Origin of the sequence: Hymenobacter busanensis (assembly GCF_008727865.1) — a bacterium.
Taxonomy (GTDB): Bacteria; Bacteroidota; Bacteroidia; order Cytophagales; family Hymenobacteraceae; genus Solirubrum; species Solirubrum busanense.
On sequence record NZ_VTWU01000007.1, the window covers coordinates 51,485 to 76,377 of the forward strand.

Here is a 24,893-nt window from a genome sequence, read left to right on the forward strand (position 1 = left end):
CCTCCATTTCAGCCCCGATAATTCGATGAGGCAGCCACTGCGTACTATTTTCGCGGCCGAACTCACCCGCGCGGTTGGGTGTTTTCCGGGTATCTATCCTTTTTGCTTCGCTGCCTGTGCCTCGTCCCATGCTTCAGTACGGCCTCTACGGCTGGTCGCCCGCCTACGGGTATTCCTACATTCACCCTGCCAACCGCCGCTCCTTTGAGTGGGTGGAGCCGTTGGACAAGGTGTTCGAGAAAATCGGGGAGGACGAAGAATGGATAACGTTGCGCTACGACGAGCGCAACTACCTGGTGCGCCCCGAACTGTTTCGGCCCATCGACCGGCCACCCTTTGGCTTCGGCGACGCCGTGGAAACCGTGAATTGGGAACCCGGCCAACCGCGCCTGCGCGGCGTGGTATCCGATATTTTCTGGGACGAAAGCGCCCACCGTGCCCGCTACCAGATGGTAGTGCGCAAAAAGAAGGTGCCGCAAGTGTACGAGGCCGACGAGCTGAGAAACCAGTAGCGCCCTGTCTTTACTTCAACGCAACGGCCCGGCTTCGTACGAAGCCGGGCCGTTGCGTTAATGGGCGTTTTCTACCCGTTTTTAGGCGCCGGAAACAGGGCCACAGGCCCGTCAAATGCCTAGCGCAATACCGAGCACGATGGCCACAATGGCCAGCGCAATCAACAGCAGATAGAGCGGCAGCACAAACTTCCACCATTGGTCGAAGCGCACGCCGCAGGCCGCCACAATGGCCATGAGGGCGCCGTTGGTGGGCGTTATCAGCTCGCACAAGCCCGCCCCGTATTGGTAGGCCAGCACCGTTACCTGCCGCGAAAGGCCGAGCAAGTCGGAAAGCGGGGTGAGAATAGGCATGGTGAGCACCGCCTGCCCGCTTGTGGAGGGCACCGGCAGGTGCAGGGCCGTGTGCACCACCAGCATGCCCAGGGCCGATAGCACCACCGGCAGCTGCGCCAGCGGCGCCGAAAGGCCGTTGACGATGGTATCGACAATCTGGCCCTGCTCCAGCACCACAAAAATGGCGCGGGCAAACCCAATGAGCACGGCCGAAAACGCCATGTCGCGGAAGCCGCTGATGAAGCCCTCGGCGGTGCCGGTGAGGCCCAGCCCACCCACGAGGCCGGCGGCAATGCCCAGGGCCAGAAACAGGGCCGTCATCTGGCCAAAGTCCCAGCCCAGCTCCAGCACGCCGTAGGTGAAAAACGCGAACGTAACCAGCAGCAGCAACAACACGAGGCCGTGGCGGTGCCCCTGCTCGTGCTCGGCGGCATCGGCCTGCTCGTCGGTACTCGTAATGGGGTCGGCGGCGGCGGGCACGCGGTGCTTTAGGGCGAAGCGCATTGTGCCGCCAATCCAGATGAGCAAGGCCCCGGCCAGAAAAACCAGGCGGAACCCAGCGCCCGACAGCAGCGGCAGGCCCGCCAGCTTCTGGGCAATGCCCACCTGAAACGGGTCCATGGGGCTGAAGGCGGCTCCCACGGCGGCGGCACCCAGGCTCACGGCGGCGGCCGTAATGGCGGGGTAGCGCATGCGGCGCATGAGCACCAGCAGCACCGGCACGAGCGGCACAATTTCCTCCTGCATGTGTTCGAGGGCGCCCATGGTGGCAAACAGCAGCGCCACCACCGGAATGACCAGCACCTCGCGGCCGCTGAGCTTGAGCAGCAGCCAATCGACGCCGCGGCGCAGGGCCCCGGTTTGGTCGACGACGGTGAAGGCACCGCCGGCCAAAAACACCAGGAAAATCACGTCGGCGGCTTCCTGCAGGCCTTTGGGTATGGCAGTGAAAGCGGCCAGCGGCGAAACGGGCGTGGCCGCCACCCGCTGGTAGGAGCCGGGCACCACTACTTCGCGGTCGGTGGCGGTGTCGTGGCGGCGGGCAAAGCGGCCGGCGGGCAGCACGTAGCTGGCGGCCACGGCCAGCAGAATGAAGGCAAACAACAGCACCAGCGGGTGCGGAAAGCGGAACGTAGGCATCGGCGGCGGGCGTGGGCGGCGAACGAGCCGCGCGTCAAGGTTACAAAAGAAACCGTTGCCGGAATGGGCACGCGGGGCCTGTGCTGGGTGTTGACGCACTTTCGGCCCTGTTTCGCCGGGTCAGCGGCCAGCTAGCCCGGCCGGGTTTTGTATCTTCGACTACCGGCGCCGTGGGCGCCCCGTGCTGTATGAATTTCGCTGCTTTCACCCAACTCACGCTCGGTCAGCAAACCGACCACCTGCTCCGCACCGGCCACCACCTGGCCGACCGCGCCGAGCACGGCTGCCGACTGCAGCTGTATGCGCTGGAGGATTTCTACGCCGAAGTGTGGCGGTTGGTAGGGGAGGAGCGCGTGCTGTTCATTCACCTCTTCCGCAAGCCCGCCGTGTTGCACCCCTGGCTCGACGCCGTGCGCCTGCCCGAGTGGTAGAGGTCTGGCCCAAAACTCTGGCAAAGCCCGCCGATCCGCCGGTCACACGTAGCAATAGCCTCAGCCAGTTTTATGCGGATGAACTCAGTCTGACTTGCAACACAACTGCATGCAACAATTTAAATTGTTGCATGCAGTTGTGTTGCAAGTGACTAGGTATTAACCGATGTGCGGGCAATGACCAGATGAGCGAATCTTCCTCGCGCAGCTCCGGGTCGAGGAATGGTGCTTTTCTGTCTTTCTTGCGTCGCCCACCCGCGCCGCATTCATGAAAAGAGCCATTCCCCTGCTGTTTTTGGTCCTCAAGTTCCTAACCGGCTACGGGCTGGCCAGCCGCGCCTACGAGCTGCACCGCGACGAATACCTCTACCTCGAAGAAGGCCGGCACCTGGCCTGGGGCTTTCTGGAAGTGCCGCCGCTTACGGCTGTGCAGGCTGCCATTACCCACGCCCTCGGCGGCGACTGGGTGTGGGTGAAGTTCTGGCCGTTGCTCTGGGGCGCCCTCACGGTGTACGTGGTGGTGCGGTTGGCGCAGCGGCTGGGGGCGGGCTGGTTTGGGCAGGCGCTGGCCGGGGTGTGCTACCTCGTGGCGGGCTACGCCCGGCTGAACTTCCTGTTTCAGCCCAATTCCCTGGAAGTGCTGGGCTTCACGCTGGCCTGCTACCTGCTGGTGCGCGAGGTACAGCAGCCCAATGCCCGCCACTGGTACGCCCTGGGCGCGGTGCTGGGCCTGAGCTTGCTGAACAAGTACACCACGTTCTTTTTCATTGCCGCGCTGGGCGTGGCGTTGCTGCTGAGCCCGTTGCGCCGCGCCCTTGCCACGCGGCACTTCTGGGGCGGCGCGGCCCTGGCGGCGCTGCTGTTTGCGCCCAGCCTGGTGTGGCAGCTCACGCACGGCATTCCGTTTCTGCGCCACATGCACAAGCTCCAGGAGTCGCAGCTGGTGCACGTGGCCACCGCCGACTTCTGGAAAGACCAGCTGCTGATGTGCTTTCCGGCCGTGTGGGTGTGGCTGCCGGGGCTGCTGGCACTGTGGCTCTACCGCCCGCTGCGGCCCTACCGCGTGCTGGCCTGGGTGTGGCTGGCAGGCTTGCTGATTCTCACCGGGCTGCACGGCAAAAACTACTACGCGCTGGGCTACTACCCGCCGTTGTTTGCGGCGGGCGCGGCCTGGTGGGAAGCCCTGTTGCGCCGCTGGCGTTTTGGCCTGTACCTGAAGCCGGTACTGCTGGCCGTGCCGGTGCTTATTATTCTGCCGCTGCTGCCGTTTGTATTCACGCTCTACCCGCCGGCGCGCATGCAGGAGCTGGGCAAGAAATACGCCGGCCTGGGCCTCATGCGCTGGGAAGATGGCCAAAACCACGCCCTGCCGCAGGATTATGCCGACATGGTGGGCTGGCAGGAAATGGCCGACAAAACTTACCAGGTGTACCGGGCGCTGCCCGATTCCACCCGCGCCCGCACGCTCATTCTGTGCGCCAACTACGGCCAGGCCAGCGCCATCAACTACTTCAACCGCCACCGCGCCATGCCCGCGGCGGCCAGTACCAACGGCAGCTACCTGTTCTGGTTTCCGCCCCGGCAGGCCTTCCGCCAGCTCATCCTCGTCGACGACGAGCCCGACAGCCTGGCCGCGCACTTCAGCAGTTACCGGCGCATGGCCGAGGTGCAGAACCCCTACGCCCGCGAGCGGGGCACGCGCATCACCCTGGGCCTGCACCCCAGCCGCGCTATTCTCGACACCGTGTACGCCGAGCATCGCCGGGAGCTGTTTTCCTGGACGGGCCAGTAATTGGAAGTAGAAAAGCCAGAATGCGCGTTGCATTCTGGCTTTTCAAGGGTGAGGTAAGCTAGAGCTATTTAGCGCCGTAGCGGCCGCCGAAAAAGTCGCCGGACTTCCAGGTGGGGCGCTGCGGAGCGTTGGCTACCTGGTAGCCGATGAGGAAGTTGAGTTGCACGTACTTTTTGCCGGCCTCGAAGTCGAAGGTGCCGCTCATGTCGTCCTGCGGCTTGTGGTAGGTAACGGCGCGCCAGGCCTGCACGGTCTTGGCCAGGTCGTTTTTGCCGTCGGCCGTTTTGTTGCCGTACTTGATGTGCAGGGCCGGAATACCCTGCATCACGAAGCTGAACTGGTCGGAGCGGATGAAGCGGTTCTGCTCGGGCTCGGGGTCGGCTTCCACGGCCAGGTTCAGGTAGGCCGCGGCGCGGTTCACGGGCTCGTCGAGGGTGGAGTGCTGCGCGCCCAGCGGCACCACCGAGAGCAGCGGCGCAATGATGGTGGGCATGTCGGTATTCACGTCGGCCACAATGTTGGCTTTGGGCACGGTGGGATTGGCCGCGAAATAGGCCGAGCCCAGCAACCCCAGCTCTTCGCCGGTTTGCAGCACAAACAGAATGGAGCGTTTCGGCCGGTCAGCGCCTTTCAGCTTCGCGTAGGTCCGCGCAATTTCCAGCACCGAAGCCACGCCGGTGGCGTTGTCGTGGGCGCCGTTGTAAATCGAGTCGCCCTTCACCGGCGCGCCAATGCCCATGTGGTCGAGGTGGGCCGAGTGCACCACGTACTCGCTGCGCAGCCGGGTGTCGGCGCCCGGCAGCTGACCCACCACGTTGTAGGTGTCCAGTTCTTCGTAGCGGGCTTCCACGGCGGCGTCGAGGGAATGACGCAGGGCTACCGAAGCCGGCTTGCCGCTGCGCAGCGCCGCAAACGCCTGCGCCGTATCGACGGCGGCGGCCGCCAGCAGCCGCTGAAACGTGGCCGCAGTCACGTTGCCCAGCAGCTTGAACGCGCCGCCCGGCACGTAGCTGCGCGAAGCCGCCACTTTGCCATCGGTGCCCAGCACACTGTAGGCGCCGCGTTTGAGGTCGGACAACATGGCTTTCGGTTTGGAGGCGGCAATGATGACGCCCACGGCGCCGTGCTGCACCGCGTTGCGCATCACCGTCAGGGCGCTTTGGCTGGCGGCGGCCACCGTCGAGGGAAACGGCCGCGGTGCCCCGGCAACGACAACGACAATCTTGCCGGTAACGTCCAGCCCCTGGTAGTCGTCGTAGCCCAGCTCGGGCGCGCTGATGCCGTAGCCGGCAAACACGAGCGGCGCCTGCACCGGCAGGCTCGGTACTTCAGGATTGGGGTACACGGTGTAATCGGTGCCCATCGTCAGGGGCTGGCTCTGGCCTTGCGCATCGCGAAGCGCCAGCCGGGTGTTGGGCTTCACGAAGGCCCGCCGCAGCCGCACCCGCTGCACGTAGCTGCCGTTTTCGCCGGCCGGCTGCACGCCAAAGGATTTCAACTGCGCCGTCACGTAATCGACGGCCATTTGGTAGCCGGGCTGACCGGGCTGGCGGCCCAGCAGCTTGTCGTCGGCCAGGTACTGCACGTGGGCTTTGAAGTCGGCGGGCTGCACCTGCTCCAGGGCGCGGGCCACTTTTTTACCGACGGTGAGGGACTGGGCGGCGAGGGGCGCGGCCACGGCGCAACTGGCTAGCGTGAGCCACAGGCGGGGGAGGGTCATGGAAGGAAACGGCATGGAGTGCAAAAGTAACCGCCCGGTTCGTAGCCACGAGCCGGGCGGGCTGCACCGATGGGCGCAAAGTGCGTGGTGCAGCACCTGCGCAAACCCGCAACGGTAGCTGGTAGTCGCGAACCGGCGCCTCCTGGTTGCAGCGGGCGCGCTGCGGGTACTACACTGCGGCGCTGGTGCCGCCAAGTAGTGCAAGAACGAGCTGCTTTGGCCGCGTTGTAGGCGCTGGCGCCCAGCGGCGTTGCGTGCAATTGCGCGGCACCCCAGGCTGCCTCAACTGTACCCGGTTTGTGCTGTCAATCGAATTGCGTCCAATAGGTGCGCGTCAGGCTGTTGTAAGTCCATCTTCTTTGGCAACGTTCCCGGTAACGATTGCGCAAATAATATGGCTCTATAACTATGTAATGCGCGATTTACCGGCAACTTGGCTTGGGCAAGGGCCGACTGCGGTGGCGGGCCTTTCTTCGAAAAATCAAACTTCTTCCTCCATGAAACACGGTGTACTACTTACAGCGGCCTTGGCGGGCATCAGCACGCTGGCGGCCGCGCAGCAGACCCGCCCCCTGACCGGCAAGGTGCTGGACAGCGCGAGCGGGGAGGCCCTGCCGGGCGTGAACGTGGTGGTGCAGAACACCAGCATCGGCACCGTGACCAACGAAAGCGGGGCATTTTCGCTGAACGTGCCCGAGGGCGACGCCGTGACGCTGGTGTTCAGCTACGTGGGCTACCTGCCCCAAACCGTGGCCGCCGGCAAGCAAAGCAACCTGAGCGTGCGCCTGAAAACCGACCAGAAAGCCCTCGACGAGGTGGTGGTTATCGGCTACGGCGAGGTGAAGAAAAGCGACGTGACCGGCGCCATCGTGTCGGTAAAGGAAGAGGACCTGAAGAAGCTGCCGACCACCAACGTAATGGAATCGTTGCAGGGCCGGCTGCCGGGCGTCGACATCACGCGGGCCAGCGGGGCCAGCGGCGCGGGCGTCAACATTACGGTGCGCGGCAACCGCTCCCTCACCGCCAACAACGGCCCGCTGTTCATCGTGGATGGCGTGCAGTACAACTCCATTCAGGACATCAACCCCAACGACATCCAGAGCATGGAAGTGCTCAAGGATGCCGCTTCCACGGCCGTGTACGGAGCCCGCGGTGCCAACGGCGTCATCATCGTGACGACAAAGAAAGGAGCCTCGGGCAAGACGCGGGTGACGGTGAATTCCTACATCGGGCAGAGCGAGGTGGTGAACTACCCGCACGTGCTGACCGGGCCCGAGTACATTGAGCAGAAACGCCAGGCCAACCGCACCACCGGCCTGTGGAACAGCCCCGCCGACGACCCCAAAATCTTTGGCGCGGCCTACCAGCAGGCCGCACTGGCCAACGGCACCTGGACCGACTGGCCCAAGCTGCTGCTGCGCAAAGGAATGCAGCAAGACCACCAGGTGGGCATTGCGGGCGGCGGCGACCAAACCAAGTTTTACCTTTCCTTCGACTACTTCAACGAGAAAGGCGTGTTCCGGCTCGACGAGCTGAAGCGCTACACCACGCGCTTCAACCTGGAGCACGCCCTGAACACGAAGGTGAAAGTGGGCCTGCAAAGCCAGCTGACCTACTACAACCAGAACGCGCGGCGCGACCCGCTGAACCTGGCCAACAAAATCGACCCGCTCACCTCGCCCACCGATGCCAACGGCAACTTTCTGTCGATTCTGCAGAACGGGCGCGACGTGAACCCGCTGGCCGACGAGCAGCCCGGCAACTACCAGAACAACGTGCGCACCACGCGCACCTTTCTCACCGCCTTCGGCGCCTACCAGATTCTGCCCAGCCTGAGTTTGCGCTCCAACCTGGGCCTGACGCTGGCCAACGCCCGCACCGGCATCTACCGCGGCTCCAACACCATCGACATTGCCGGCTCCACGCCGCAGTCGTTCTACGGCGTCGATTTCAACACCAACTGGAGCTGGGAAAACATCCTGAACTTCAACAAATCCTTCGGCGACCATTCCATCACGGCCACGGCCGTGTCGTCGCTGCTCACCTTCAACACCGAGCAGGAAACGGCGCAGGGCCGCAACCAGCTGCTGGGCTACCAGCTCTACTACGCGCTGGCCAACGCCAACCAGCAAATGGGCATCAACAGCGCCTACGTCAACAGCAAGCTGATTTCGTTTACCGGGCGCGTGCAGTACGGCTACAAGAGCCGCTACCTGCTCACCCTCACCGGCCGGCAGGATTACTCCTCGAAGCTGGCAGCCGGGCATAAGGGCGCGTTTTTTCCCTCGGCCGCCGTGGCTTGGCGCCTCATCGACGAAGGCTTTCTGGCCGACCAAACCGTTGTGAGCGACCTGAAGCTGCGCGCCTCCTACGGGCTGGCCGGCAACTACGACATTCCGGCCTATTCGTCGCAGTCGTTGCTCACGCGCATTCCGTTTGCCTACGGCGACGCCTCGGCCCCGGGCTACGTGTACTCCTCGCGCATCGGCAACCCCGACCTGACCTGGGAAAAATCGACTACCAAGAACGTAGGCGTCGATTTCGGCTTCCTGCGGGGCCGCATCAGCGGCTCGGTCGACGTGTACGAAACCCGCACCCGCGACTTGCTCATCGACCGGTTCCTGCCGGCTACTTCGGGAGTGGGCGTGATAACCCAGAACGTGGGCCGCACCCGCAACCGCGGCATCGAAGTGGCCCTGAACGGGCGCGTGGTCGACAACGGCAAGGTGCAGTGGAACGTGGGCGGCACCTGGTTTGCCAACCAGGAAGAAATTCTGCAGCTGGCCACCGAAAGCGACGATTTGCTGAACGGCTGGTTTGTGGGCCACCCCACGCGCGTGTTCTACGACTACGAGAAAATCGGTATCTGGCAGCTCAACGAAGCCGACGAGGCCATGCGCTACAACCAGAAGCCCGGCCAGATTAAGGTGCGCGACCAGAACGGCGACGGGAAGATTACCGCCGCCGCCGACCGCAAAATCCTGGGCTCGGCTTTGCCGCGCTGGAGCAGCAGCCTCAACTCCGATGTGACCTGGAATGGCTTCGACTTCTCGATGCAGTGGTTTGTGCGCTACGGCCAGACCATCCGCTACGAGTACGACCAGCTGTGGGACCCGCAGGGCGTCGAAAACTCGTCGAAACAAGACTACTGGACCCCCGAAAACCCCACCAACCGCTTCCCGCGGCCCGACGCCAGCCTCTCGAAGAGCACCCTGCAAAACAGCCTCTACGGCAATACCCTGGCCTACCGCGACGGCACCTACCTGAAGCTGCGCGCCGTCACGCTGGGCTACACCCTGCCCACGAGCGTGCTCCAGAAAATCGGCTTCGGCACGGCGCGGGTATACGTGCAGGGCAAAAACCTCTGGGTGCTGAGCCACATCAAGAACTACGACCCCGAGCGTGCCGCTTCGGCTGCTACCTCGGCGCCCGAGCAGGTGTTTACCTCCGCGGCCAGTTCGTCGGGCCTTGCCGTGGGCCTCTCGCCGCTTTCCAACCCCATCCCCCGCGTGGTAACGGTGGGCCTGAACCTTTCCTTTTAACGCGGCTCGCACCCTACGACCATGAACCTTCGTCAACTCCGTCCGATTCTGATGGCTAGCGGCCTGCTGCTGGCCCTGCCGGGCTGCGATAAAGCCCTGGAAGAATACAACCCCTCCGGCCTCACCGCCGAAAACGTGTACACCACGCCCGCCGGCTTCGAAAGCCTGGTGAACGGCGCCTACTCCTACAGCCGCTGGTGGTACGGCAAAGAAGACGGCTACAGCATGTCGGAAATGGGCACCGACCTGTGGCTGCGCGGTGCCGGCGACGTGAACCCCGACCTGACCGACTACGCCACGCTGCAGTCGTCGTCGCGGGCCGTTACCGAGCTGTGGACCCAGTTCTACGCCGCCGTGAACGTGTGCAATGCGGGCATTTCCTACGTGGGCAAATCGGGCTTGCCCGATGACCGCAAGCTGGTGCGCGAAGGCGAATTGCGCTTCCTGCGGGCTTTCTACCTGTGGCACATTGTAGAGCAGTGGGGTGGGGTGCACCTGAGCACGTCGCCCACCACCACCGTGCAAACCACGGCCCAGCGCACCTCCGTGGACGGCTTCTACAAGCAGATATTCGAGGACCTCGACTTTGCCGTGGCCAACCTGCCCGCCACGCCGCCCGCCGATTACGGTCGCGCCAACAAAGCCGCTGCCGAAGCCCTGCTGGCCAAAATGCACCTGACGCGCGGCGAGGCCGGCATGCCCGATGCCCAACTGCACAACCAGAAAGCCGCCACGCTGGCCGAGCACGTCATCAGCGCCTACGGTTTGGCTTTGCAACCCGTGTATGCCGACCTCTGGACCATGAGCAACCTGCAGAACAAGGAGGTAGTGTGGGCTGTGAACTACTCCAAGGACCTGAGCATGAACGACCTGCTGGACGCTTCGCTCTACCCCGGCGGCCACCCGCGCGGCAGCAACAACGGCCACCTGCTGTTCCTGATGAAGTACGACGACCAGCCCGGCATGACCCGCGACACCGAGAACGGACGGCCGTTCAACCGCTTCATGCCCACACGCTTCCTGCTGAACCTGTTCGACGACGCCAAGGACGCCCGCTACGACGCCTCGTTTAAGAGCGTGTGGTACACGAATGCTCCCGTGGCCGGCAAGCTGGCCAAAGGCGACACCGCCATTCTGGCCACCAAGCGCGCCATTCCGGCCGCCGTGGCTGCTACCAAGAAGTACGTTATCTGGGATGTGAACAGGGTGTACAACGCCGCCGGGCGGGCCGCCAGCGACCGGTTGCACTACGTCACGCTCAAGAAGTTCGACGACCCCACCCGCGCCACGTTCAACGAGGCCCAAAGCTCGCGCGACGCCTACGTCATCCGCCTCTCGGATATGTACTTGACTGCGGCTGAGGCGTACTTAAAGCTCGGCAACACCGGCTCGGCCGTGCCGCTCATCAACGCTGTGCGGCGCCGCGCGGCCAAGCCCGGTCAGCAAACGGCCATGGAAATCAGCGCCGCCCAGGTTACCCTGGACTTTATTCTCGACGAGCGGGCCCGCGAATTTGCCGGCGAGCAGCTCCGGTGGTTTGACCTCAAACGCACCGGCAAGCTGGTGGACCGTGTGCGCGCCAACAACCCCGAAGCCGGCGCCAGCATCCAGAACTACCACGTGGTGCGCCCCATTCCGCAGCGCCAGCTCGACGCCATTACCAACAAGGAGGAGTTCAAGCAGAACTCCGACTACCGCTAACCAGCAAGGCCATACCCGCACGCAAAGCGCCCCGACTGTAGGTTACGGTCGGGGCGCTTTGCGTGCAGGGCGCGGGCAAGGGCTAGCTGGCGTTGCGCTCCAGCCGCTGCAGCAGCTCCTCGATCTGCGCCGCGTGGATATCAATGCGCTCCAGGCCGGCGCGGGCTTCTTCGAGCTGGCCACGGCGGTACTGGTCGGCCAGTTCGCGGCCGGTGTCGAGCATGCGTTGCAGGGCGCGCTCCAGCTCGCGCACCTCGGGGCGGCCGCTGTAGTGGGGCTTCACCACCGTTTGCAGCCACTGGCCCAAAGGGTTGTGCTGAAGCGAGAACAGCTCGGCGTCGGCTTCGCGCACGCCATAGAGCACCGACCTCAGCCGCGATTTGAACAGCACCTGCTTGATGCGGGCCTGCTGGAAATCCAGGCTGGTTATCACCATGATACGGTGCGGAAAATAGCCGAAAGAAGAAACAGAAGGGGCTTAGCCACGAACATCCGGCGTATCGTTTCCCAAGGCCCGGCGGGCCCGTACCAAGTCGGTTACTTCGAAGGCAAAGACCAGAATACCGGCCACGGCGTTGCCCTCGCGGAACTGCTGATAGGTGAAGTTGAAGTAGGTGGTTTGGAGCGCTCCGCTGGCGTCGCGTTCTAGCTGCAGCTCTACTTCCTTGCCGAAGAACGTTTCGCCGGTGGTGTACACCTTGTCGAGGATGTCGACGAAGCCCTGGCCCACCACTTCGGGCAGCGCCTCGGCCACGGTGCGGCCCAGTAGCTGGCGGTGCGGAAAGAGGGTCTGGTAGAGCGGGTTCACCAGGTCGAAACGGTGCTCGGGGCCGCGCAGGATGCATATCATGGCCGGCGCCTCCATCAGCAGCGTGTGCAAGGCTTCGCGCTGGGTGGCCGCAATTTGGTAGGCCTCGTAGGCCTGCTCGGCGGCGGCGGCTTGGGCTTCGTTGGCTTCCAGCAGCTCTTGCACCATCAGCTTGGTGTCGTGAATGTCGGTGGCGCCGCCCACCCACATGGTAATGGCGCCCTCGGCGTTGCGCCGCGCCACGCCGCGCACCAGCACCCAGCGGTACTGGCCGTCGTGGCGGCGCAGGCGGTATTCCACCTGGTAGGTGTCGCCGGTGCCCACGCATTGCTGCCAGGTGCTGAGCACGCGCGCCCGGTCGTCGGGGTGAATGTCGTCGGCCCATTGCTGGCCTTGGGAAGCCTCGACGGTGCGGCCCGTAAACTGCAGCCAGCGCGGGTTGAAATAGTCGCGCTGGCCGTTGGGCTGGGCCGTCCAGATCAGTACTGGTAACGAGTCCAGGATAAAGCGCGTGCGTTCCTGGCTGTCGGCCAGTTCCCTTTCCATCAAGGCCCGCTGCTGGGCTGCGTGGTACTGTTCGGTTACGTTTTGGGTGCGCTGCAAAATGTACTGCAGCTGGCCCGCATCGTCGAGAATGGGGAAGTGCGTGGCCTGCCAATACATTTCCTCAAAGCCGCCGCCCTGCTCGTCCGGTACCTTCAGGTCGTAGCGAATGAGGGGCATGGTGTGCGGCTCAAGGTGCCGACGCACGTGCTCGTGTGAGTTACGGATGACGTCGCCCTCGTTTTGGTTTGCGGAAGGAAAGGCTTCGAAAAAAGGCTTGCCCACAACTTCCTCGCGGCTTTTGAGCGACACGGCCACGTGGCTATCGGTGTTGTCGACGATGGTGGCCTCGGGGTTCGGCGCAATCAGCAGAAAGTTATCGGGCAGGGCCCGGAATAGCTTTTGATAGTCCGGAGACATAAAATCGGCCATAGCGTTGGCAAGGAAGCGAAGCAGGAAAGCAAATGAGGCGCGGCCCTGCGCGGGCGGTGCTGGGGGAGGGGTAAAGCTACGACCGAAACCGCAGGCCCAAAAACCTCGGGCCGAGGTAAAGGTTTAGCGCGGCAGTTAAAACTACCCGCCGTTGGGGCCTTCGTAACCGGAATGTCCTGCTACTTGCCCGCCAGCAAGTAGTTGGTGCCGGTACGGGCTGGGTAGCCGGAGTGCGACACGAAAAAAGCGCGGAGAGGGCTCCGCGCTTTTCAAAAAACGGCTTGCAAAGCCGGTCTAAAGCCGGTCGCCAATGCCCAGCTCGTGGATGCGCACGGCGCCGTACTGGTTCAGCAGTTCGCGGGCGTGCTCGGCTTCGCGGTGGGTTTGCAGGTGCACGGCCACCACGCCGCCGCGGTGCGAAGCTTCGGCCTCCAGCTGCTCCTCACTGTCGCTGGTAAACAGGCGCCGCATGAAATGGTGGAGGGAGTCATTTTCGGGAAACTCGCCGGTGGGGTTTTCGGTCGTCACGATGTCGTGGTCGGAAATGTCCACGTGGTCGGGCGCGAAGCCGTTGGCGGTGAGCTGCTCGACGGCTTCTTGCGCCGTGCGTGGGTTGCTGAACAAACCAATGACGGAATGAGGGGAACGTACCATGGGGTCAGAAGGTGAAGGATGAGAAGGCACTGCCCCGCAGCGTGGCGCGGGGCGCATAAGAGGCACTTGCTACTGACCCGCCCTGCGGCGGGTCCACCGGGGCCGCGGCGCGGGCGCTGCGGAATGCAAAACCCGCCTACGGGGCGGGGTGGTCGTCGGACAAGGAAGGTACGGGATTTACGAAAACGGTGGTCGGGTTCTTTTACGGGCCCGGTTCTATTTTGGCACGCCAGAATTTTCTTACTTGCCGCCGCCGCGCAACCCCCGCCAACGGCCGGGCGTTAGCAAACCGTGCTGTTACTCACCTAAAATTTTAACCCGCCATGGCCAAAGCCCAGGACGCCCGAAAGGAAAAAAAGAAAGAGCCTACCAAAACGCCGCAGGAGAAAAAAGCGGCCAAGGAGGAGAAAAAGAAACTGCGCGACCGGAGCGAATAGCTTTTGGTAAACACGAAGCCCCGACCTGGAAGCAGGCCGGGGCTTTTTTGTGGGGCTGGCGACGGGTCAAGCCATGGCCGCCGCCGGGGCCAACTGTTCCTGCAGCTTGCCAAAGTCGAAGTGGTTCCAGCCCTCGTAAATCTGGCCGTCTTGCAGGTGCACCATGCACAGGCCCGAAAAAGACACGGGCGTGCCGCTGGTGCGGTGCTGCGCCCGCACGGCGCACAGCGCCACCTCGTAGTCGTCTTCCGACACGACTTTCTCCACCTCGATGTGAATGTCTTGGAAGTCGGCGCGGAACTGGTCGTAGAAGGCCCGGAAAGCGGCCGGACCGCGGGCGTCGTCGTCGGGTACCAGCCCGCGAATGGTGGCTTCGGTGTGCACCAGTGCGGGTATGACATCGGGGCGGTCCTGGTTCCAAACTTCATCGAACCAGCGAAACAGGAGCGTGGAGTGTAGTGGGCGCATGGGCATACCAGCGTAGAAGGTTGAACATAAAGCACCGCCAGCCGCAGCCGGCGTACTTTAATATAGCGGTTTTTGATTATTTTGGACCGAGTGGCCGGACGAAGCGCATGCCCCGGTTTGGTTTCGTGCGACTTGATTTGCTGCATTGAGCTGACTAACAGAAGCAACGCATGCGCGGGTCAAGAAAGAAGCTGGCGGACGTGGCGCAGAAAGCGTGGCCGGGCTGATGCGGGAAATCAAAGAAAATAGGCAGATATTCGCAGGTTCGAAACCGCACGCCGCGCTTCCGGTTGACTGTCTTCACTTCCCTTTGTTTCCGTTGTTTTTCCGCCGCATGCCCGCCTGGTTTCGTCTGCTGATTTTGCTGGTGGTGTTGCTGTCGGGCATGGGCCGCCGCGCCGTTGCGCAGAGCCAGCCCCTCGACAAGCTGATGCGGCAAGCGCAACTGCCCATGCCCGACAGCAGCCGCGTGCTGCTGCTCTGCCAGATCAGCGACCAGTACTGGGCCCTGCGCACCGACTCGGCCGGGGCTTACGCCCGCCGGGCGCTGGCGTTGGCGCGGCGCATCCACTACCGCCACGGCGAAGGCGAAGCCCTCAACCGCCTGGGCGCCGCCCTGCGCGAAAGCAACCTGGCCCAGGCGCTGGAGCTGTTTCAGCAGTCGTTGCACGTGGCCGAAAGCATCCACGACCGTGCCCTGCAGGCCCAAAACCTGCGCAGCATCGGCATCATTTACGTGTACCTGCGCGACCGGCACCAGGGCATGTCCTATTACTTCCGGGCCTTGCGCATTGGGCAGGCGCTGCAAGATGAGCGCCGCATGGTTATCGAGCTGAGCAACATCGGGCTGGGCTACGATTTGTTTAATCAGGTCGATTCGGCGCGCTACTACCAGGAGCAGGCGTATGCCTTGGCCCAGCGCCTGCACACGCCCACCAACTACATTCTCTACGGACTGGGCCAGGTAGCCCGCAAGCAGGGCCGCACCGCGCAAGCCCTCGATTTCTACCGGCGCAGCATTGCCGAGTCGCGGCAAATCGGGCACGAGCGCGGCGCCAATTTTGCCTACGTGGGGCTGGCCACGCTCTACCAGCAGCTCGGCCGCCCCGATTCCAGCATCTACTACGCCCGCCTGGGCTGCCGCGCCGCGCAGTCGAATGGCTTTTTGCGCGGGGTGCTGAATGCCAGCACCCTGCTCACCCAAAACTTCCAGGCCAAAGGCCCCGCCGATAGCACCCTCAAGTACCAGAGCTTGGTGCTGGCCATGAAGGATACGCTGTTTGGGCAGGAGAAAGTCATGCACTTGCAAAGCATCGACTACAACGCCCGCGAGCGGGCCCGGCAAGCCGCCGCCGACCAGGCCGCTCTGAAAACCCGCTACCGCACCTACGCCCTGCTGGCCGGGGTGGTGGCGCTGTTGCTGCTGGTGGGGCTGCTGGCGCGGCACGAGCGGCAGCAGCGCCAAACCAACGCCGCGCTGCAGGAGTCATTGGCCGAGCTGAAAGCGACGCAATTTCAACTGGTGCAGCGCGAGAAAATGGCGTTTCTGGGCGAACTGACGGCTGGCGTGGCCCACGAGCTGCAAAACCCGCTGGGCTTTGTGAAGCAGTTTGCGGCCGTCAGCACCGACCTCATCGACGAGATAAACGGGGCGCAGCGCCTGGCCCGCGACGGAAAGCTGGAGCGCGAAATTCTCGACGGACTGAAGCAAAACCTGCTCAACATCAGCCAGCACGGGCAGCGGGCCACGGCCATCATCAAGGGCATGCTGGAACACTCGCGCACCGGCACGGCCCAGCGCGAAGCCGCCGACCTGAACGCGCTGGCCCAGGAAAACCTGCGCCTCGCCTACGAGGGCCTGCGCAACCACGACCCGCAGTTCAACGCCACGCTCACCACGCATTTCGACGAGCACCTGGCGCCTACGCCCGTGGTAGCGCAGGACCTGGGCCGCGTGCTGCTGAACCTGTGCACCAATGCCCTTTACGCCGTGCGCCAGCGCCAGCAGCAGGGCAACGAGCCCGGCTACACCCCTGAAATTACCGTCACTACCCGCCGCGCGTTCGACACCGTCACCATTCGGGTGCGCGACAACGGGACGGGCATTCCCGAGAGCGTGAAGGCCAAAATCTTCCAGCCCTTCTTCACCACCAAGCCCGTGGGCGAAGGCACCGGCCTCGGCCTCTCGCTTTCCCACGACATCGTGAGTACCGGGCACGGCGGCACGCTGGTGGTAGAGTCGCAGGAAGGCGAGGGGACGGAATTCGTAATTACGCTGCCGCTGAACTAAGCCGGCGGAGTCGACTCGTCAGGGGCGGCGCATGGAGAGGTGCGGAATGCCGTCTTCGAGGTACACGGCGCTGCTGGGCTCGAAACCAAAGCTTTGGTAGAAGTCGAGCAGGTATTGCTGCGCCCCGATTTTGATGGGCCCGGTGCCAAACAGCCGCTCGCACTGCGCCAACGCCTCCCGCATGAGTGCCTGCCCAAGCCCCGAGCGCCGAAACTGCGGCGACACCACCACGCGGCCGATGCTGGCCTCGGCATAGCACGCGCCGGGCGCAAACAGCCGGGCGTAGGCGGCCAAGCGACCATCGGGAGCGAGGCCCAGCAGGTGGTGGGCCGCGGCGTCCTGCCCGTCGATGTCCTGAAAAGCGCAGGCCTGCTCCACCACAAATACCTCACTGCGCAGTTGCAGCAGGGCGTACAGTTCGTCGAGGGCAAGGGCGGCGTAGGGCTTGCTGGTCCAGGTTAGCGTCATGGCAGATGGTGGTAGCGGCGACAAAAGTACGGCGGCGGTTGGCGGAGCCGTGCGTTACCACGCCCGCACCAGCGCGGCCATCTTGTCGCGGGTGGCCGCGTCGGGCAGCGGGCCGTGCGCGGCTTGCAGGTTGTCGGCGAGGTGAGCAGGGTTGCGGGTGGCCGGAATGACGCACGTAACGGCCGGATGCCCCAGAATAAATTTTAGGAAAAACTGCGGCCAGCTGCCAATACCCCAGTCGGCGGCCCAGGGCGGCAGCGGCTTGCCGGCGGCACGGGCCAGCAAATTGTGCTCGGTGAGCGGGCGGTTGATGAGCGTGGCCACGCCCAGGTCGGCGGCCGCGGGCAGCAGGCGCTGCTCGGCGTGGCGGTCGAGAATGGAGTAGTTGAACTGCACGAACTCCACCGGCTCGGCCCGCAGCACGCGCTCCAGCTCGGCGTGCATGCCATCGACGTAGTGCGTGATGCCGAGGTAGCGCACGCGGCCGGCGGCCTGCCATTCGCGCAGCGTGGGCAGGTGGGTTTGGTAATCAAGCAGGTTGTGGATCTGCAGCAGGTCGAGCACCGGGCGGCGCAGGCGGCGCATCGATTCCTCCATTTGCGCGATGCCCGCCTGGCGGCCCTGCGTCCAGACTTTGGTGGCCACGAAAAACGGCGCCGCTGCGGGCAGCTCCGGGCGCAGGGCCTCGGTCAGTTCGCCCACCGCCTGTTCGGCCCGCCCGTACATCGGCGACGAATCGATGACGCGGGCCCCGGATGCGTGGAGGGTATGCAGCGTTTCGAGCAACCCGGTTTGGGCAGCTGCGTTCGGCACATCAAACGTTTGCCAGGTGCCCAGGCCGATAACCGGCAGTGGCTCCTGGGTAGCGGGAATAGGGCGGGTGAGCATGGGCGTAGCGGTTTGGCGGCTATACGCAGAACCACCCGCGTGGCGTTCGGCCGAACATCAGCCTGCGGCATTGCTGTGCGCTATAAAGCCTCGCGGAAGAAACCCCAGACGCAGTTGGAAAACTCGCCCGCTGCAAAAGTGATGGTGCGGGCCGGCAGCCGCAGCTCGTACACACCGAACACCATCGGTTGCTGATACAGCGGGTCGAAGATGCGGGCGTGCCGGCGCGTGTCGTGCCAGGGCGCGTCCCACACGTTCACGCCGTCAAGCAAAAACCTCTCGCCGTCGGGGCACGAGCCGATGTAGTGCCAGGGCATAGCGCTAGGCTTCGCGCTCCAGCAGCATAGCACCGTAGCTATAGCCGCCGCCAAACACCGTGACGACCACCCGTTCGCCGGCTTTCAGTAGGGGCAGGGTATCGGCCAGGCCGATGGCCGCGCCCGCGCAGCCGGTGTTGCCCAGCGTTTCCACGTTCGACACAAGGCGTTCGGGCGGCAGGCCGGTGTTGCGCAGCACCACGTCGCTGATGCGGCGGTTGGCCTGGTGCGGAATCAGCCACGTAACGTCTTCCACGGTGAGGCGGTGGCGGTCCAGAATCTGCTCCGTTACGCGCGTCATGTACTGGCAGGCATACTGAAACACGTCGCGGCCGTGGGGCATGATGATGCTGCGGTCGAGCGGCTGAAGCACCACGGCGGTGGTGGCCTTGCCCACGGTGGCCGCGCCGGCCGTAATTACGTCGCGCACAAGCAAATCGGTGGGGGAGAGGCGCTCGGCCGAAAACAGCAGCGCGGCCGCGCCGTCGCCCCAGAGGTGGCCGGCCACGGTATCGTCTTCGTTGTTGTAGGCGGTGTTGTGCTCCGAGGTGACGACCAGCGCCCGGCGGGCTTTGCCCAAGGCGAAGTAGCCCTGCACGATTTCCACCGCGTTCAGCAGCGACGAGCAGGCCGACGAAATGCTGACCACCGGAATATCGGCTACCCCAATGGCGTGCTGCACGGCGTGGGCCAGGGTCACGATGGTGTCGTGGGGCGTGTATGTAGCCCCTACGATGAGGTCGATTTCCGCCATGTCGATGCCGGGCGCCTCGCGCAACACCCGCTTGGTGGCCTCGATGGCCATGGTATTGGTGTTTTCGCCGGGGGCCGCGCGGCGTCGCTCCCGAATGCCGGTGCGCTCAATGATCCAATCGGACGAAAGGCCATTGCGACGGGTAAAGTGGTCGTTGGCAACAACGGTATGGGGCAGGTAGGCGGCGACGTGGTGAAGGAACACGGAAAAGGATGGGGTAACGGAAGAAAAGCGGCGCGAAAACGGGAAACGCCGGGCCAAAGGTAGGCACCCTTGACGTACGAGGGCCCGCCCGGCGCGTTGTGCCAGGCGCCTGCGGCAGTGGCTTAAAGCAGGTCCCATCACGCGGTAGAAAGCCGCCGGGTGGGCAGGCCAGTGCTCGAGTAGATCCTGTGAGCGAAAGTGCCGGCTGGTGCACCAATCCCCACCGCGCGCCTCCCGCACAACCACGGCGCCACGCACTTCATCCCGCTTTTCCGACGCTTCGGTAAGCTTTAGTTTCCGCAGGGGCAGCAGCCGGCCACTTTTGAGCCGTCACCTAGCTGCTACCTCCCATGAAACGCCTGCTACTCCTGCTCTGCCTGCTGACCGCCGCGCTGCGGCTATCGGCCCAGACGGCGGCCCCCGCCACCACCCTCAGCGGCACCGTGCGCGACGCGGCCGGCCAGCCGCTGCCCGGCGCCAACGTGTTCCTGAAGACCACCTTCGACGGCGCCACGGCCGATTCGCTGGGCCGCTTCCGCTTCAGCACCCGCAAAACGGGTACGCTGCCGCTGGTCGTTACGCTGCTGGGCTATGAGCCGCAGGAGCAGCCGGTGGTGCTCGACGGCTCGGCCCGGCGCCTGACCCTGGTGCTCAAGCCGGTGCGCAACCAACTCGGCGACGTGACCATCACGGCGGGGGCCTTCGAGGCCAGTGAAAGCCGCACCACGGTGCTCAAGCCGCTCGACATTGTGACGACGGCCGGCGCGCTGGCCGACGTGAGCGGGGCCCTGAACACGCTGCCCGGCACCACCCGCAACGGCGAAGAAGGCAAGCTGTTTGTGCGCGGCGGCGCGGCCGGCGAAACCAGGCAGTACCTCGACGGCCTGCCGCTGCAAAGTCCCTACAACGCCAGCGTGTCGGGAGTGCCCTCGCGGGGGCGCTTCTCGCCGATGCTCTTCAAAGGCACCGTGTTCAGCACCGGCGGCTACTCGGCCGAGTTCGGACAGGCGTTGTCGGCCGTGGTGGGGCTGAACTCAACGGACCTGCCCGCGGAAACGCAAACCGGCATTTCGCTGCTTTCCGTGGGCCTCAGCCTCTCGCACCAGCAGCGCTGGGAGCGTAGCTCGGTAGCCGTCACGGGCGACTACATCAACCTGCAGCCCTACTACGGGCTGGTGCCGCAGCGCTTTGGCTGGCGGGTGGCTCCGCAAAGTCTGGGTGGCTCGGTGGCCGTGCGCCAGCGCACCGGCGAGCTGGGCATGCTGAAGCTGTACGGCGCCTTCACGCGCCAGGAAATGGCCCTCACCCAGGCCGACCCCGGCTACCCCGGCGGCCAGCGGCCGGTGGCCCTGCTGAGCAACAACGAATACGTGAATGCCTCGTTTCGTAGCCCGCTGAAACGCGGCTGGAGCCTGCAAACCGGCTTGGCCGGCACCCGCGACGAGCAGGACGTGCGCCCCGACGTGCAGCGCGTGCACGAGCTGGAGCAAAGTCTGTTGGGCCGCGTGGTGGTTACCAACGACTCGGCCAGCGCCTACTGGAACCTGAAGCTGGGCACCGAGCTGCTGGGCCAACGCTACCAGATGCGCTACCAGGCCACGCCCGAAACGGCCGCGTTGCAATCCGGCTTCACGGAGCAGCGTGCCGCCGCCTTCGCCGAATCGGACATTTCGCTGAGCAACGAGCTGGTGGCCCGCGCCGGCGTGCGGGCCGAATATTCGGCCGTGCTCGGGCGCTGGAACGCCGCTCCGCGCCTGGCCCTGGCCTACCAATTGGGCGAGGGCACGCAGGTGTCGGGCGCGTTCGGGCTGTTCTACCAAACGCCCGCCAACGACCTGCTGCGCGCCGCGCACTCTAGCCCCAACCTGCGGTTTGAGCGCGCCACGCACTATTTGCTCACCTACCAGCGCAGCCACGACGACCGCACCCTGCGCGCCGAAGCATACTACAAGGACTACGCCCACCTGACGCGCTACAACCCCGCCGCGCCCTTCGACCCCACAGCCTACCACACCACCGGTACCGGCTATGCCCGCGGCCTCGACCTTTTCTGGCGCGACAAAAAGACCTTCAAGAAAACCGATTACTGGGTGAGCTACGGCCTGCTCGACACCCGCCGCCAGCAGCGCACCGACCCGGTGCTGGCCGTGCCCACCTTTGCCTCGCGCCACAACCTCTCGGTGGTGGGCAAATACTGGATCAGCCAACTGCACACCCAGGTGAGCGGCACCTACAGCTACGGCTCGCCGCGGGCCTACTTCGACCCCAACCGGCCGGGCTACAACCAGCGTCGCACGCCCAGCTACCAAGACGTAAGCCTGAGCGTGAGCTACCTGACTACGATTCGGAAAAACCTGACCATCGTGTACGCCTCCTGCTCCAACGTGCTGGGCCGCAACAACGTGTACGGCTACCGCTATGCCGCCACGCCCGATGCCGCCGGCCGCTACGAGGGCGTAGCCGTCACGCCTTCGGCCCCGCGCATGTTGTTCGTGGGCCTGCTCATCTCCATCAACAAGCACCGCCCCGCCGACACCGAAACGGCACCCGACTAAGCCCGGCTGTAGCGCGAATTTTCGGTTCGCGGGTCGTTGCTGACGTCTCGTCGTTCCTCAATACGCCATCTGAAGGTTCGTGCTACCGCCACGTTGCAGCCATTCCGAAATGCGGAACACTGCCCGGCACGCCCGCGACTCGCACCCGCCACCGCACGGTTCATCGGGGCCAACCGACGCTTCGGTAATAGAAAGTTTTGGCCCCGGCCGCCCCGGGGCACCTTTGAAGCACTCAACCGCTACTTCCCACTTCTTCTTCTGACCCCCGACTACCATGAAAACCCAACTCCTCGTTCTCGCCCTCGTTGCTGCCTCGCTCACGGCCCCGGCCCAGAAGAAAACGGCCGATAACGCCCCGGTCGCCACTGCCGCCGCGCCGGCCGGCTATACCGACATGATGGCGGCCACCATTACCGAGCTCATGAGCACCGGCGACCCGGCTCAGCTGCAGGAAATCACCGCCAAGTTTGAGCGCGCCGCCGCCGTGGCGCCCGCCGACTGGCTGCCGCGCTACTACCAAGCCTACGGCCGCCTCATCACCTGCTTCACCTCCAAGGAAAGCGGCGACGCCAAGGACCTGCTGCTCGACCAGGCCGAAACCGCGCTGCAGCAGGCCCGCAAGCTCGGCGGCGACGAAGCCGAGTTGCTCGTGCTGCAAGGCTACATCTACCAGGCCCGCCTCGGCGTCTCGCCCATGGCCCGCTCCATGACCTACTCGGCCAAAGTGAAAGAGACGCTGGCGGCCGCCAAAAAGCTGGACCCAGCCAACCCGCGCGCTTATCTGGTGGAGGCCAACAACGTGTACTACACGCCCAAGATGTTTGGCGGTGGCCCCGAAGCCGCCAAGCCCCTTTACGACGAAGCCAAGGCCCGTTTCGCCGCCTTCAAGCCCAGCGGCCCGCTGGCGCCCAACTGGGGCGAGCGGCAGCTGAACGGCCGTCTGGCGGCCTATAGCGCCAAGCCCGCCGACGCCCAAGCTGCCAAGTAACCAAGTTGAGGAAGCGCCTCTGCTTTCGGCGGCTGGGGCGTTTCCCTACCTTCTGCTTGCCTATGGCCCTGCTTCATCATTTCAACATCGGCCAGCATATTTTCTGCGGCTCGCTGGCCATGCTGCTCGGCCTGGTACCCATGCTGGGGCGCAAGGGCGGCGCGGTGCACCGGCGCTTTGGCCGCTGGTTTCTGGTGGCCACGGCCGGCGTGTTGGTGACGGCGGTGCTGGGCTTGGCGGTGTTCAACTTCCGGGGCTACCTGGTGGGCATTGTGCTGCTGAGCGTGTACCAAGCGTGGTCGGGCTACCGGGCGGTGCGCACCCGCGCCGCCGGCCCCACGCGCCTCGACGGCTGGGTGGCGGCCGGGTTTCTGGCGGGCAGCGTGGGGTTGGTGCTGGCCCTGCGCTTCATCGATTTGGTCTGGACGCCGGGCATCATCTATTCCACGTTGGGTGCCTTGGTGTTGATGACGCTCTATGATTTGGCCCGCTTCCGTTTCGTGCCCGTGTGGCGCCGCACGCTCTGGCGCTACGACCACCTTTGGAAGATGATCAGCGCCTACTTTGCTTTGGTGTCGGCCTTCACGGGCACGGTGCTGCCGCAGTACAAGCCCTACAGCCAGTTTGGGCCGTCGGCGCTGGGCCTCGGGCTGGTGCTGGGTTTTGGGCTGTACTACGCCCTGCGGCCCGGTTGGCCGCTGCCCGTGTTGCCGAGCGCGGCCGGGTAGCCACTGCGCTTCTGCCTTATCTTGCCGTGTCTACTTTGCCTTGGGCCGCGCCGGCCTGCTCTTCCATGTCAGCTCCCGCCGAGTATCGCCACGAGCCCACCATGCCGCCCTTGCGCCTGTGGCGCCGGTGGGTGCGCACGGTGCTCACCATGCTGGTCATTTCCGTCAGCATTGCCGCCACCACCTGCCCCGAATGCTGGCGCGACGGCCACCGCATGCTCATCAATTTTGTGATGACCACGGCCTACACCTTCGGGCTCTGGATTACCAACGGCTACGCCGTCGACTGGCTCGACCGGTACGTGAACTGGAAGCGGGAGCCGCTCAAGCGGTTGCTGCTGACCATCGTGGTGTCGTTGGGCGGTTCGCTGCTGGTCATTATTGCTATCAACTTCTGTTTTCTGGTGCTCTACCGCGGCTATTCGCCGGCCGAAATGTGGGCGCCCGGCGCGTGGATGCGCTACGTGTTTCCGCTGCTGTTCACATCCATCATTTCGCTGGTGCTCCACAGCCGCTCTTTCCTGCTGGGCTGGCGCGAGGCCGTGGTGCGCAACGAGCGGCTGCAGAAGGAAATGGCCCAGGCCGAAGCCGAAACCCTGCGCCAGCAGCTCGACCCGCACTTCATGTTCAACGCCCTGAACGCCCTCACGTCGCTGGTCGAAGAAGAACCGCAGCTGGCGGTGCGCTTCATCCGGCAACTCTCGCAGGTGTACCGCTACGTGCTCGACGCCCGCGGCCGCGACGTAGTGCCGCTCGCCGAAGAGCTGGAGTTTGCCGAGTCGTACCTGTTTCTGCAGCGCATCCGCTACGGCGAGGCCCTGCAGGCCGAGCTGCCCGCCCCCGAGAGCGTGCCGCCGCAGGCCGTGGTGCCGCCCCTGAGCCTGCAGCTGCTGCTCGAAAACGCCCTCAAGCACAACGCCGCCAGCGCCAGCCAGCCCCTGCACCTGCGCATCGAGCTGGACGAAAGCGGCCAGCACCTGCGCGTGCGCAACACCCTGCGTGCCCGCCGCCTCGCCCCCGACGAATCGACCGGTATTGGCCTCCACAACCTCACGGCCCGCTACCGCCACCTCACTCAAGAACCAGTGCTCATTGCCCGCGACGAGCAGGAATTTGTGGTAACCTTGCCGGTGCTGGAACTGGTTGTTTAAGGTGCTGATGTGGAGAATGTGCTGATGTGCTAAT

20 protein-coding genes are annotated in these 24,893 nt (G+C 64.6%); 10 read left to right on the forward strand and 10 right to left on the reverse strand.

Going from position 1 to position 24,893, the window contains the following annotated elements; all coding sequences use genetic code 11:
* The first annotated feature begins 116 nt into the window (after positions 1–116).
* Complete coding sequence (locus F0P96_RS17480; RefSeq protein WP_151080216.1) at positions 117–512, forward strand: DUF6960 family protein; 396 nt, start codon at positions 117–119, stop codon at positions 510–512.
* Between the two features lie 111 nt (positions 513–623).
* Here F0P96_RS17480 and F0P96_RS17485 read toward each other — a convergent pair whose 3' ends face one another.
* Positions 624–1,988 carry a YfcC family protein gene (locus F0P96_RS17485; protein WP_151080217.1) on the reverse strand — a complete coding sequence of 455 codons (1,365 nt, stop codon included), beginning with the start codon at positions 1,986–1,988 and terminating at the stop codon, positions 624–626.
* Positions 1,989–2,176: 188 nt separating this feature from the next.
* On the opposite strand from F0P96_RS17485, the gene F0P96_RS17490 reads away from it, so the two are divergent.
* Both F0P96_RS17490 and F0P96_RS17495 read left to right on the forward strand, forming a co-directional pair.
* Positions 2,177–2,419, forward strand: a complete 243-nt coding sequence (locus F0P96_RS17490; protein WP_151080218.1) for a hypothetical protein — start codon at positions 2,177–2,179, stop codon at positions 2,417–2,419.
* A gap of 268 nt (positions 2,420–2,687) precedes the next feature.
* Complete coding sequence (locus F0P96_RS17495) at positions 2,688–4,211, forward strand: glycosyltransferase family 39 protein (protein WP_151080219.1); 1,524 nt, start codon at positions 2,688–2,690, stop codon at positions 4,209–4,211.
* A 64-nt stretch (positions 4,212–4,275) separates the two neighbouring features.
* Here F0P96_RS17495 and F0P96_RS17500 read toward each other — a convergent pair whose 3' ends face one another.
* The gene (locus F0P96_RS17500) at positions 4,276–5,946 is read right to left on the reverse strand and encodes a M28 family peptidase (RefSeq protein ID WP_235917517.1); all 1,671 of its coding nucleotides are present in this window, start codon (positions 5,944–5,946) and stop codon (positions 4,276–4,278) included.
* A 482-nt stretch (positions 5,947–6,428) separates the two neighbouring features.
* Here F0P96_RS17500 and F0P96_RS17505 point away from each other — a divergent pair, with 482 nt between their 5' ends.
* Together F0P96_RS17505 and F0P96_RS17510 are read left to right on the forward strand one after the other, a co-directional pair.
* The gene (locus F0P96_RS17505; RefSeq protein WP_160620466.1) at positions 6,429–9,473 is read left to right on the forward strand and encodes a SusC/RagA family TonB-linked outer membrane protein; all 3,045 of its coding nucleotides are present in this window, start codon (positions 6,429–6,431) and stop codon (positions 9,471–9,473) included.
* A gap of 21 nt (positions 9,474–9,494) precedes the next feature.
* Positions 9,495–11,174: a RagB/SusD family nutrient uptake outer membrane protein gene (locus F0P96_RS17510; RefSeq protein WP_235917518.1), complete on the forward strand. Its 1,680-nt coding sequence runs from the start codon at positions 9,495–9,497 to the stop codon at positions 11,172–11,174.
* An 82-nt stretch (positions 11,175–11,256) separates the two neighbouring features.
* Here the strand turns inward: F0P96_RS17510 and F0P96_RS17515 are convergent, their stop codons facing one another.
* The 4 genes from F0P96_RS17515 to F0P96_RS17530 all read right to left on the reverse strand — a co-directional run bounded on the left by F0P96_RS17515 (position 11,257) and on the right by F0P96_RS17530 (position 14,516).
* Entirely contained in the window at positions 11,257–11,610 is a 354-nt protein-coding gene (locus tag F0P96_RS17515; protein ID WP_151080221.1) for a hypothetical protein, read from the reverse strand.
* Between the two features lie 42 nt (positions 11,611–11,652).
* Positions 11,653–12,957, reverse strand: a complete 1,305-nt coding sequence (locus F0P96_RS17520; protein ID WP_151080222.1) for a PAS domain-containing protein — start codon at positions 12,955–12,957, stop codon at positions 11,653–11,655.
* 294 nt (positions 12,958–13,251) lie between these two features.
* Complete coding sequence (locus F0P96_RS17525) at positions 13,252–13,611, reverse strand: general stress protein (protein ID WP_151080223.1); 360 nt, start codon at positions 13,609–13,611, stop codon at positions 13,252–13,254.
* Between the two features lie 503 nt (positions 13,612–14,114).
* Positions 14,115–14,516: an ester cyclase gene (locus F0P96_RS17530; protein WP_160620468.1), complete on the reverse strand. Its 402-nt coding sequence runs from the start codon at positions 14,514–14,516 to the stop codon at positions 14,115–14,117.
* A 334-nt stretch (positions 14,517–14,850) separates the two neighbouring features.
* Between F0P96_RS17530 and F0P96_RS17535 the strand changes: the two genes are divergently transcribed.
* A complete protein-coding gene (locus F0P96_RS17535) occupies positions 14,851–16,806 on the forward strand; it encodes a tetratricopeptide repeat-containing sensor histidine kinase (RefSeq protein WP_160620470.1) in 1,956 nt (651 codons plus the stop codon).
* Between the two features lie 18 nt (positions 16,807–16,824).
* Here the strand turns inward: F0P96_RS17535 and F0P96_RS17540 are convergent, their stop codons facing one another.
* The 4 genes from F0P96_RS17540 to F0P96_RS17555 all read right to left on the reverse strand — a co-directional run bounded on the left by F0P96_RS17540 (position 16,825) and on the right by F0P96_RS17555 (position 19,437).
* Entirely contained in the window at positions 16,825–17,274 is a 450-nt protein-coding gene (locus tag F0P96_RS17540) for a GNAT family N-acetyltransferase (RefSeq protein ID WP_151080226.1), read from the reverse strand.
* A gap of 54 nt (positions 17,275–17,328) precedes the next feature.
* On the reverse strand, positions 17,329–18,162 hold the full coding sequence (locus F0P96_RS17545; RefSeq protein WP_151080227.1) for an aldo/keto reductase: 834 nt from the start codon (positions 18,160–18,162) through the stop codon (positions 17,329–17,331).
* A gap of 80 nt (positions 18,163–18,242) precedes the next feature.
* On the reverse strand, positions 18,243–18,479 hold the full coding sequence (locus F0P96_RS17550) for a hypothetical protein (RefSeq protein WP_151080228.1): 237 nt from the start codon (positions 18,477–18,479) through the stop codon (positions 18,243–18,245).
* Between the two features lie 4 nt (positions 18,480–18,483).
* Positions 18,484–19,437 carry a 3-oxoacyl-ACP synthase III family protein gene (locus tag F0P96_RS17555; protein WP_151080229.1) on the reverse strand — a complete coding sequence of 318 codons (954 nt, stop codon included), beginning with the start codon at positions 19,435–19,437 and terminating at the stop codon, positions 18,484–18,486.
* A 350-nt stretch (positions 19,438–19,787) separates the two neighbouring features.
* Here F0P96_RS17555 and F0P96_RS17560 point away from each other — a divergent pair, with 350 nt between their 5' ends.
* The 4 genes from F0P96_RS17560 (at position 19,788) to F0P96_RS17575 (ending at position 24,859) form a co-directional block, all read left to right on the forward strand.
* Positions 19,788–21,992 (forward strand): TonB-dependent receptor, encoded by a 2,205-nt coding sequence (locus tag F0P96_RS17560; protein ID WP_151080230.1) that lies wholly within the window; start codon positions 19,788–19,790, stop codon positions 21,990–21,992.
* A gap of 274 nt (positions 21,993–22,266) precedes the next feature.
* Positions 22,267–22,980, forward strand: a complete 714-nt coding sequence (locus F0P96_RS17565; RefSeq protein WP_151080231.1) for a hypothetical protein — start codon at positions 22,267–22,269, stop codon at positions 22,978–22,980.
* A gap of 62 nt (positions 22,981–23,042) precedes the next feature.
* Positions 23,043–23,708 carry a DUF2306 domain-containing protein gene (locus F0P96_RS17570; protein WP_151080232.1) on the forward strand — a complete coding sequence of 222 codons (666 nt, stop codon included), beginning with the start codon at positions 23,043–23,045 and terminating at the stop codon, positions 23,706–23,708.
* Between the two features lie 65 nt (positions 23,709–23,773).
* Positions 23,774–24,859 carry a sensor histidine kinase gene (locus F0P96_RS17575; protein ID WP_151080233.1) on the forward strand — a complete coding sequence of 362 codons (1,086 nt, stop codon included), beginning with the start codon at positions 23,774–23,776 and terminating at the stop codon, positions 24,857–24,859.
* Positions 24,860–24,893 lie beyond the last annotated feature (34 nt).

What these genes read in the sequence shown, in the direction of transcription:
- F0P96_RS17485 (WP_151080217.1), bottom strand. Translation starts at nt 1,988, where the DNA reads ATGCCTACGTTCCGCTTTCCGCACCCGCTGGTGCTGTTGTTTGCCTTC.
- F0P96_RS17490 (WP_151080218.1), top strand. Translation starts at nt 2,177, where the DNA reads ATGAATTTCGCTGCTTTCACCCAACTCACGCTCGGTCAGCAAACCGAC.
- F0P96_RS17495 (WP_151080219.1), top strand. Translation starts at nt 2,688, where the DNA reads ATGAAAAGAGCCATTCCCCTGCTGTTTTTGGTCCTCAAGTTCCTAACC.
- F0P96_RS17500 (WP_235917517.1), bottom strand. Translation starts at nt 5,946, where the DNA reads ATGCCGTTTCCTTCCATGACCCTCCCCCGCCTGTGGCTCACGCTAGCC.
- F0P96_RS17505 (WP_160620466.1), top strand. Translation starts at nt 6,429, where the DNA reads ATGAAACACGGTGTACTACTTACAGCGGCCTTGGCGGGCATCAGCACG.
- F0P96_RS17510 (WP_235917518.1), top strand. Translation starts at nt 9,495, where the DNA reads ATGAACCTTCGTCAACTCCGTCCGATTCTGATGGCTAGCGGCCTGCTG.
- F0P96_RS17515 (WP_151080221.1), bottom strand. Translation starts at nt 11,610, where the DNA reads ATGGTGATAACCAGCCTGGATTTCCAGCAGGCCCGCATCAAGCAGGTG.
- F0P96_RS17520 (WP_151080222.1), bottom strand. Translation starts at nt 12,957, where the DNA reads ATGGCCGATTTTATGTCTCCGGACTATCAAAAGCTATTCCGGGCCCTG.
- F0P96_RS17525 (WP_151080223.1), bottom strand. Translation starts at nt 13,611, where the DNA reads ATGGTACGTTCCCCTCATTCCGTCATTGGTTTGTTCAGCAACCCACGC.
- F0P96_RS17530 (WP_160620468.1), bottom strand. Translation starts at nt 14,516, where the DNA reads ATGCGCCCACTACACTCCACGCTCCTGTTTCGCTGGTTCGATGAAGTT.
- F0P96_RS17535 (WP_160620470.1), top strand. Translation starts at nt 14,851, where the DNA reads ATGCCCGCCTGGTTTCGTCTGCTGATTTTGCTGGTGGTGTTGCTGTCG.
- F0P96_RS17540 (WP_151080226.1), bottom strand. Translation starts at nt 17,274, where the DNA reads ATGACGCTAACCTGGACCAGCAAGCCCTACGCCGCCCTTGCCCTCGAC.
- F0P96_RS17545 (WP_151080227.1), bottom strand. Translation starts at nt 18,162, where the DNA reads ATGCTCACCCGCCCTATTCCCGCTACCCAGGAGCCACTGCCGGTTATC.
- F0P96_RS17550 (WP_151080228.1), bottom strand. Translation starts at nt 18,479, where the DNA reads ATGCCCTGGCACTACATCGGCTCGTGCCCCGACGGCGAGAGGTTTTTG.
- F0P96_RS17560 (WP_151080230.1), top strand. Translation starts at nt 19,788, where the DNA reads ATGAAACGCCTGCTACTCCTGCTCTGCCTGCTGACCGCCGCGCTGCGG.
- F0P96_RS17565 (WP_151080231.1), top strand. Translation starts at nt 22,267, where the DNA reads ATGAAAACCCAACTCCTCGTTCTCGCCCTCGTTGCTGCCTCGCTCACG.
- F0P96_RS17570 (WP_151080232.1), top strand. Translation starts at nt 23,043, where the DNA reads ATGGCCCTGCTTCATCATTTCAACATCGGCCAGCATATTTTCTGCGGC.
- F0P96_RS17575 (WP_151080233.1), top strand. Translation starts at nt 23,774, where the DNA reads ATGTCAGCTCCCGCCGAGTATCGCCACGAGCCCACCATGCCGCCCTTG.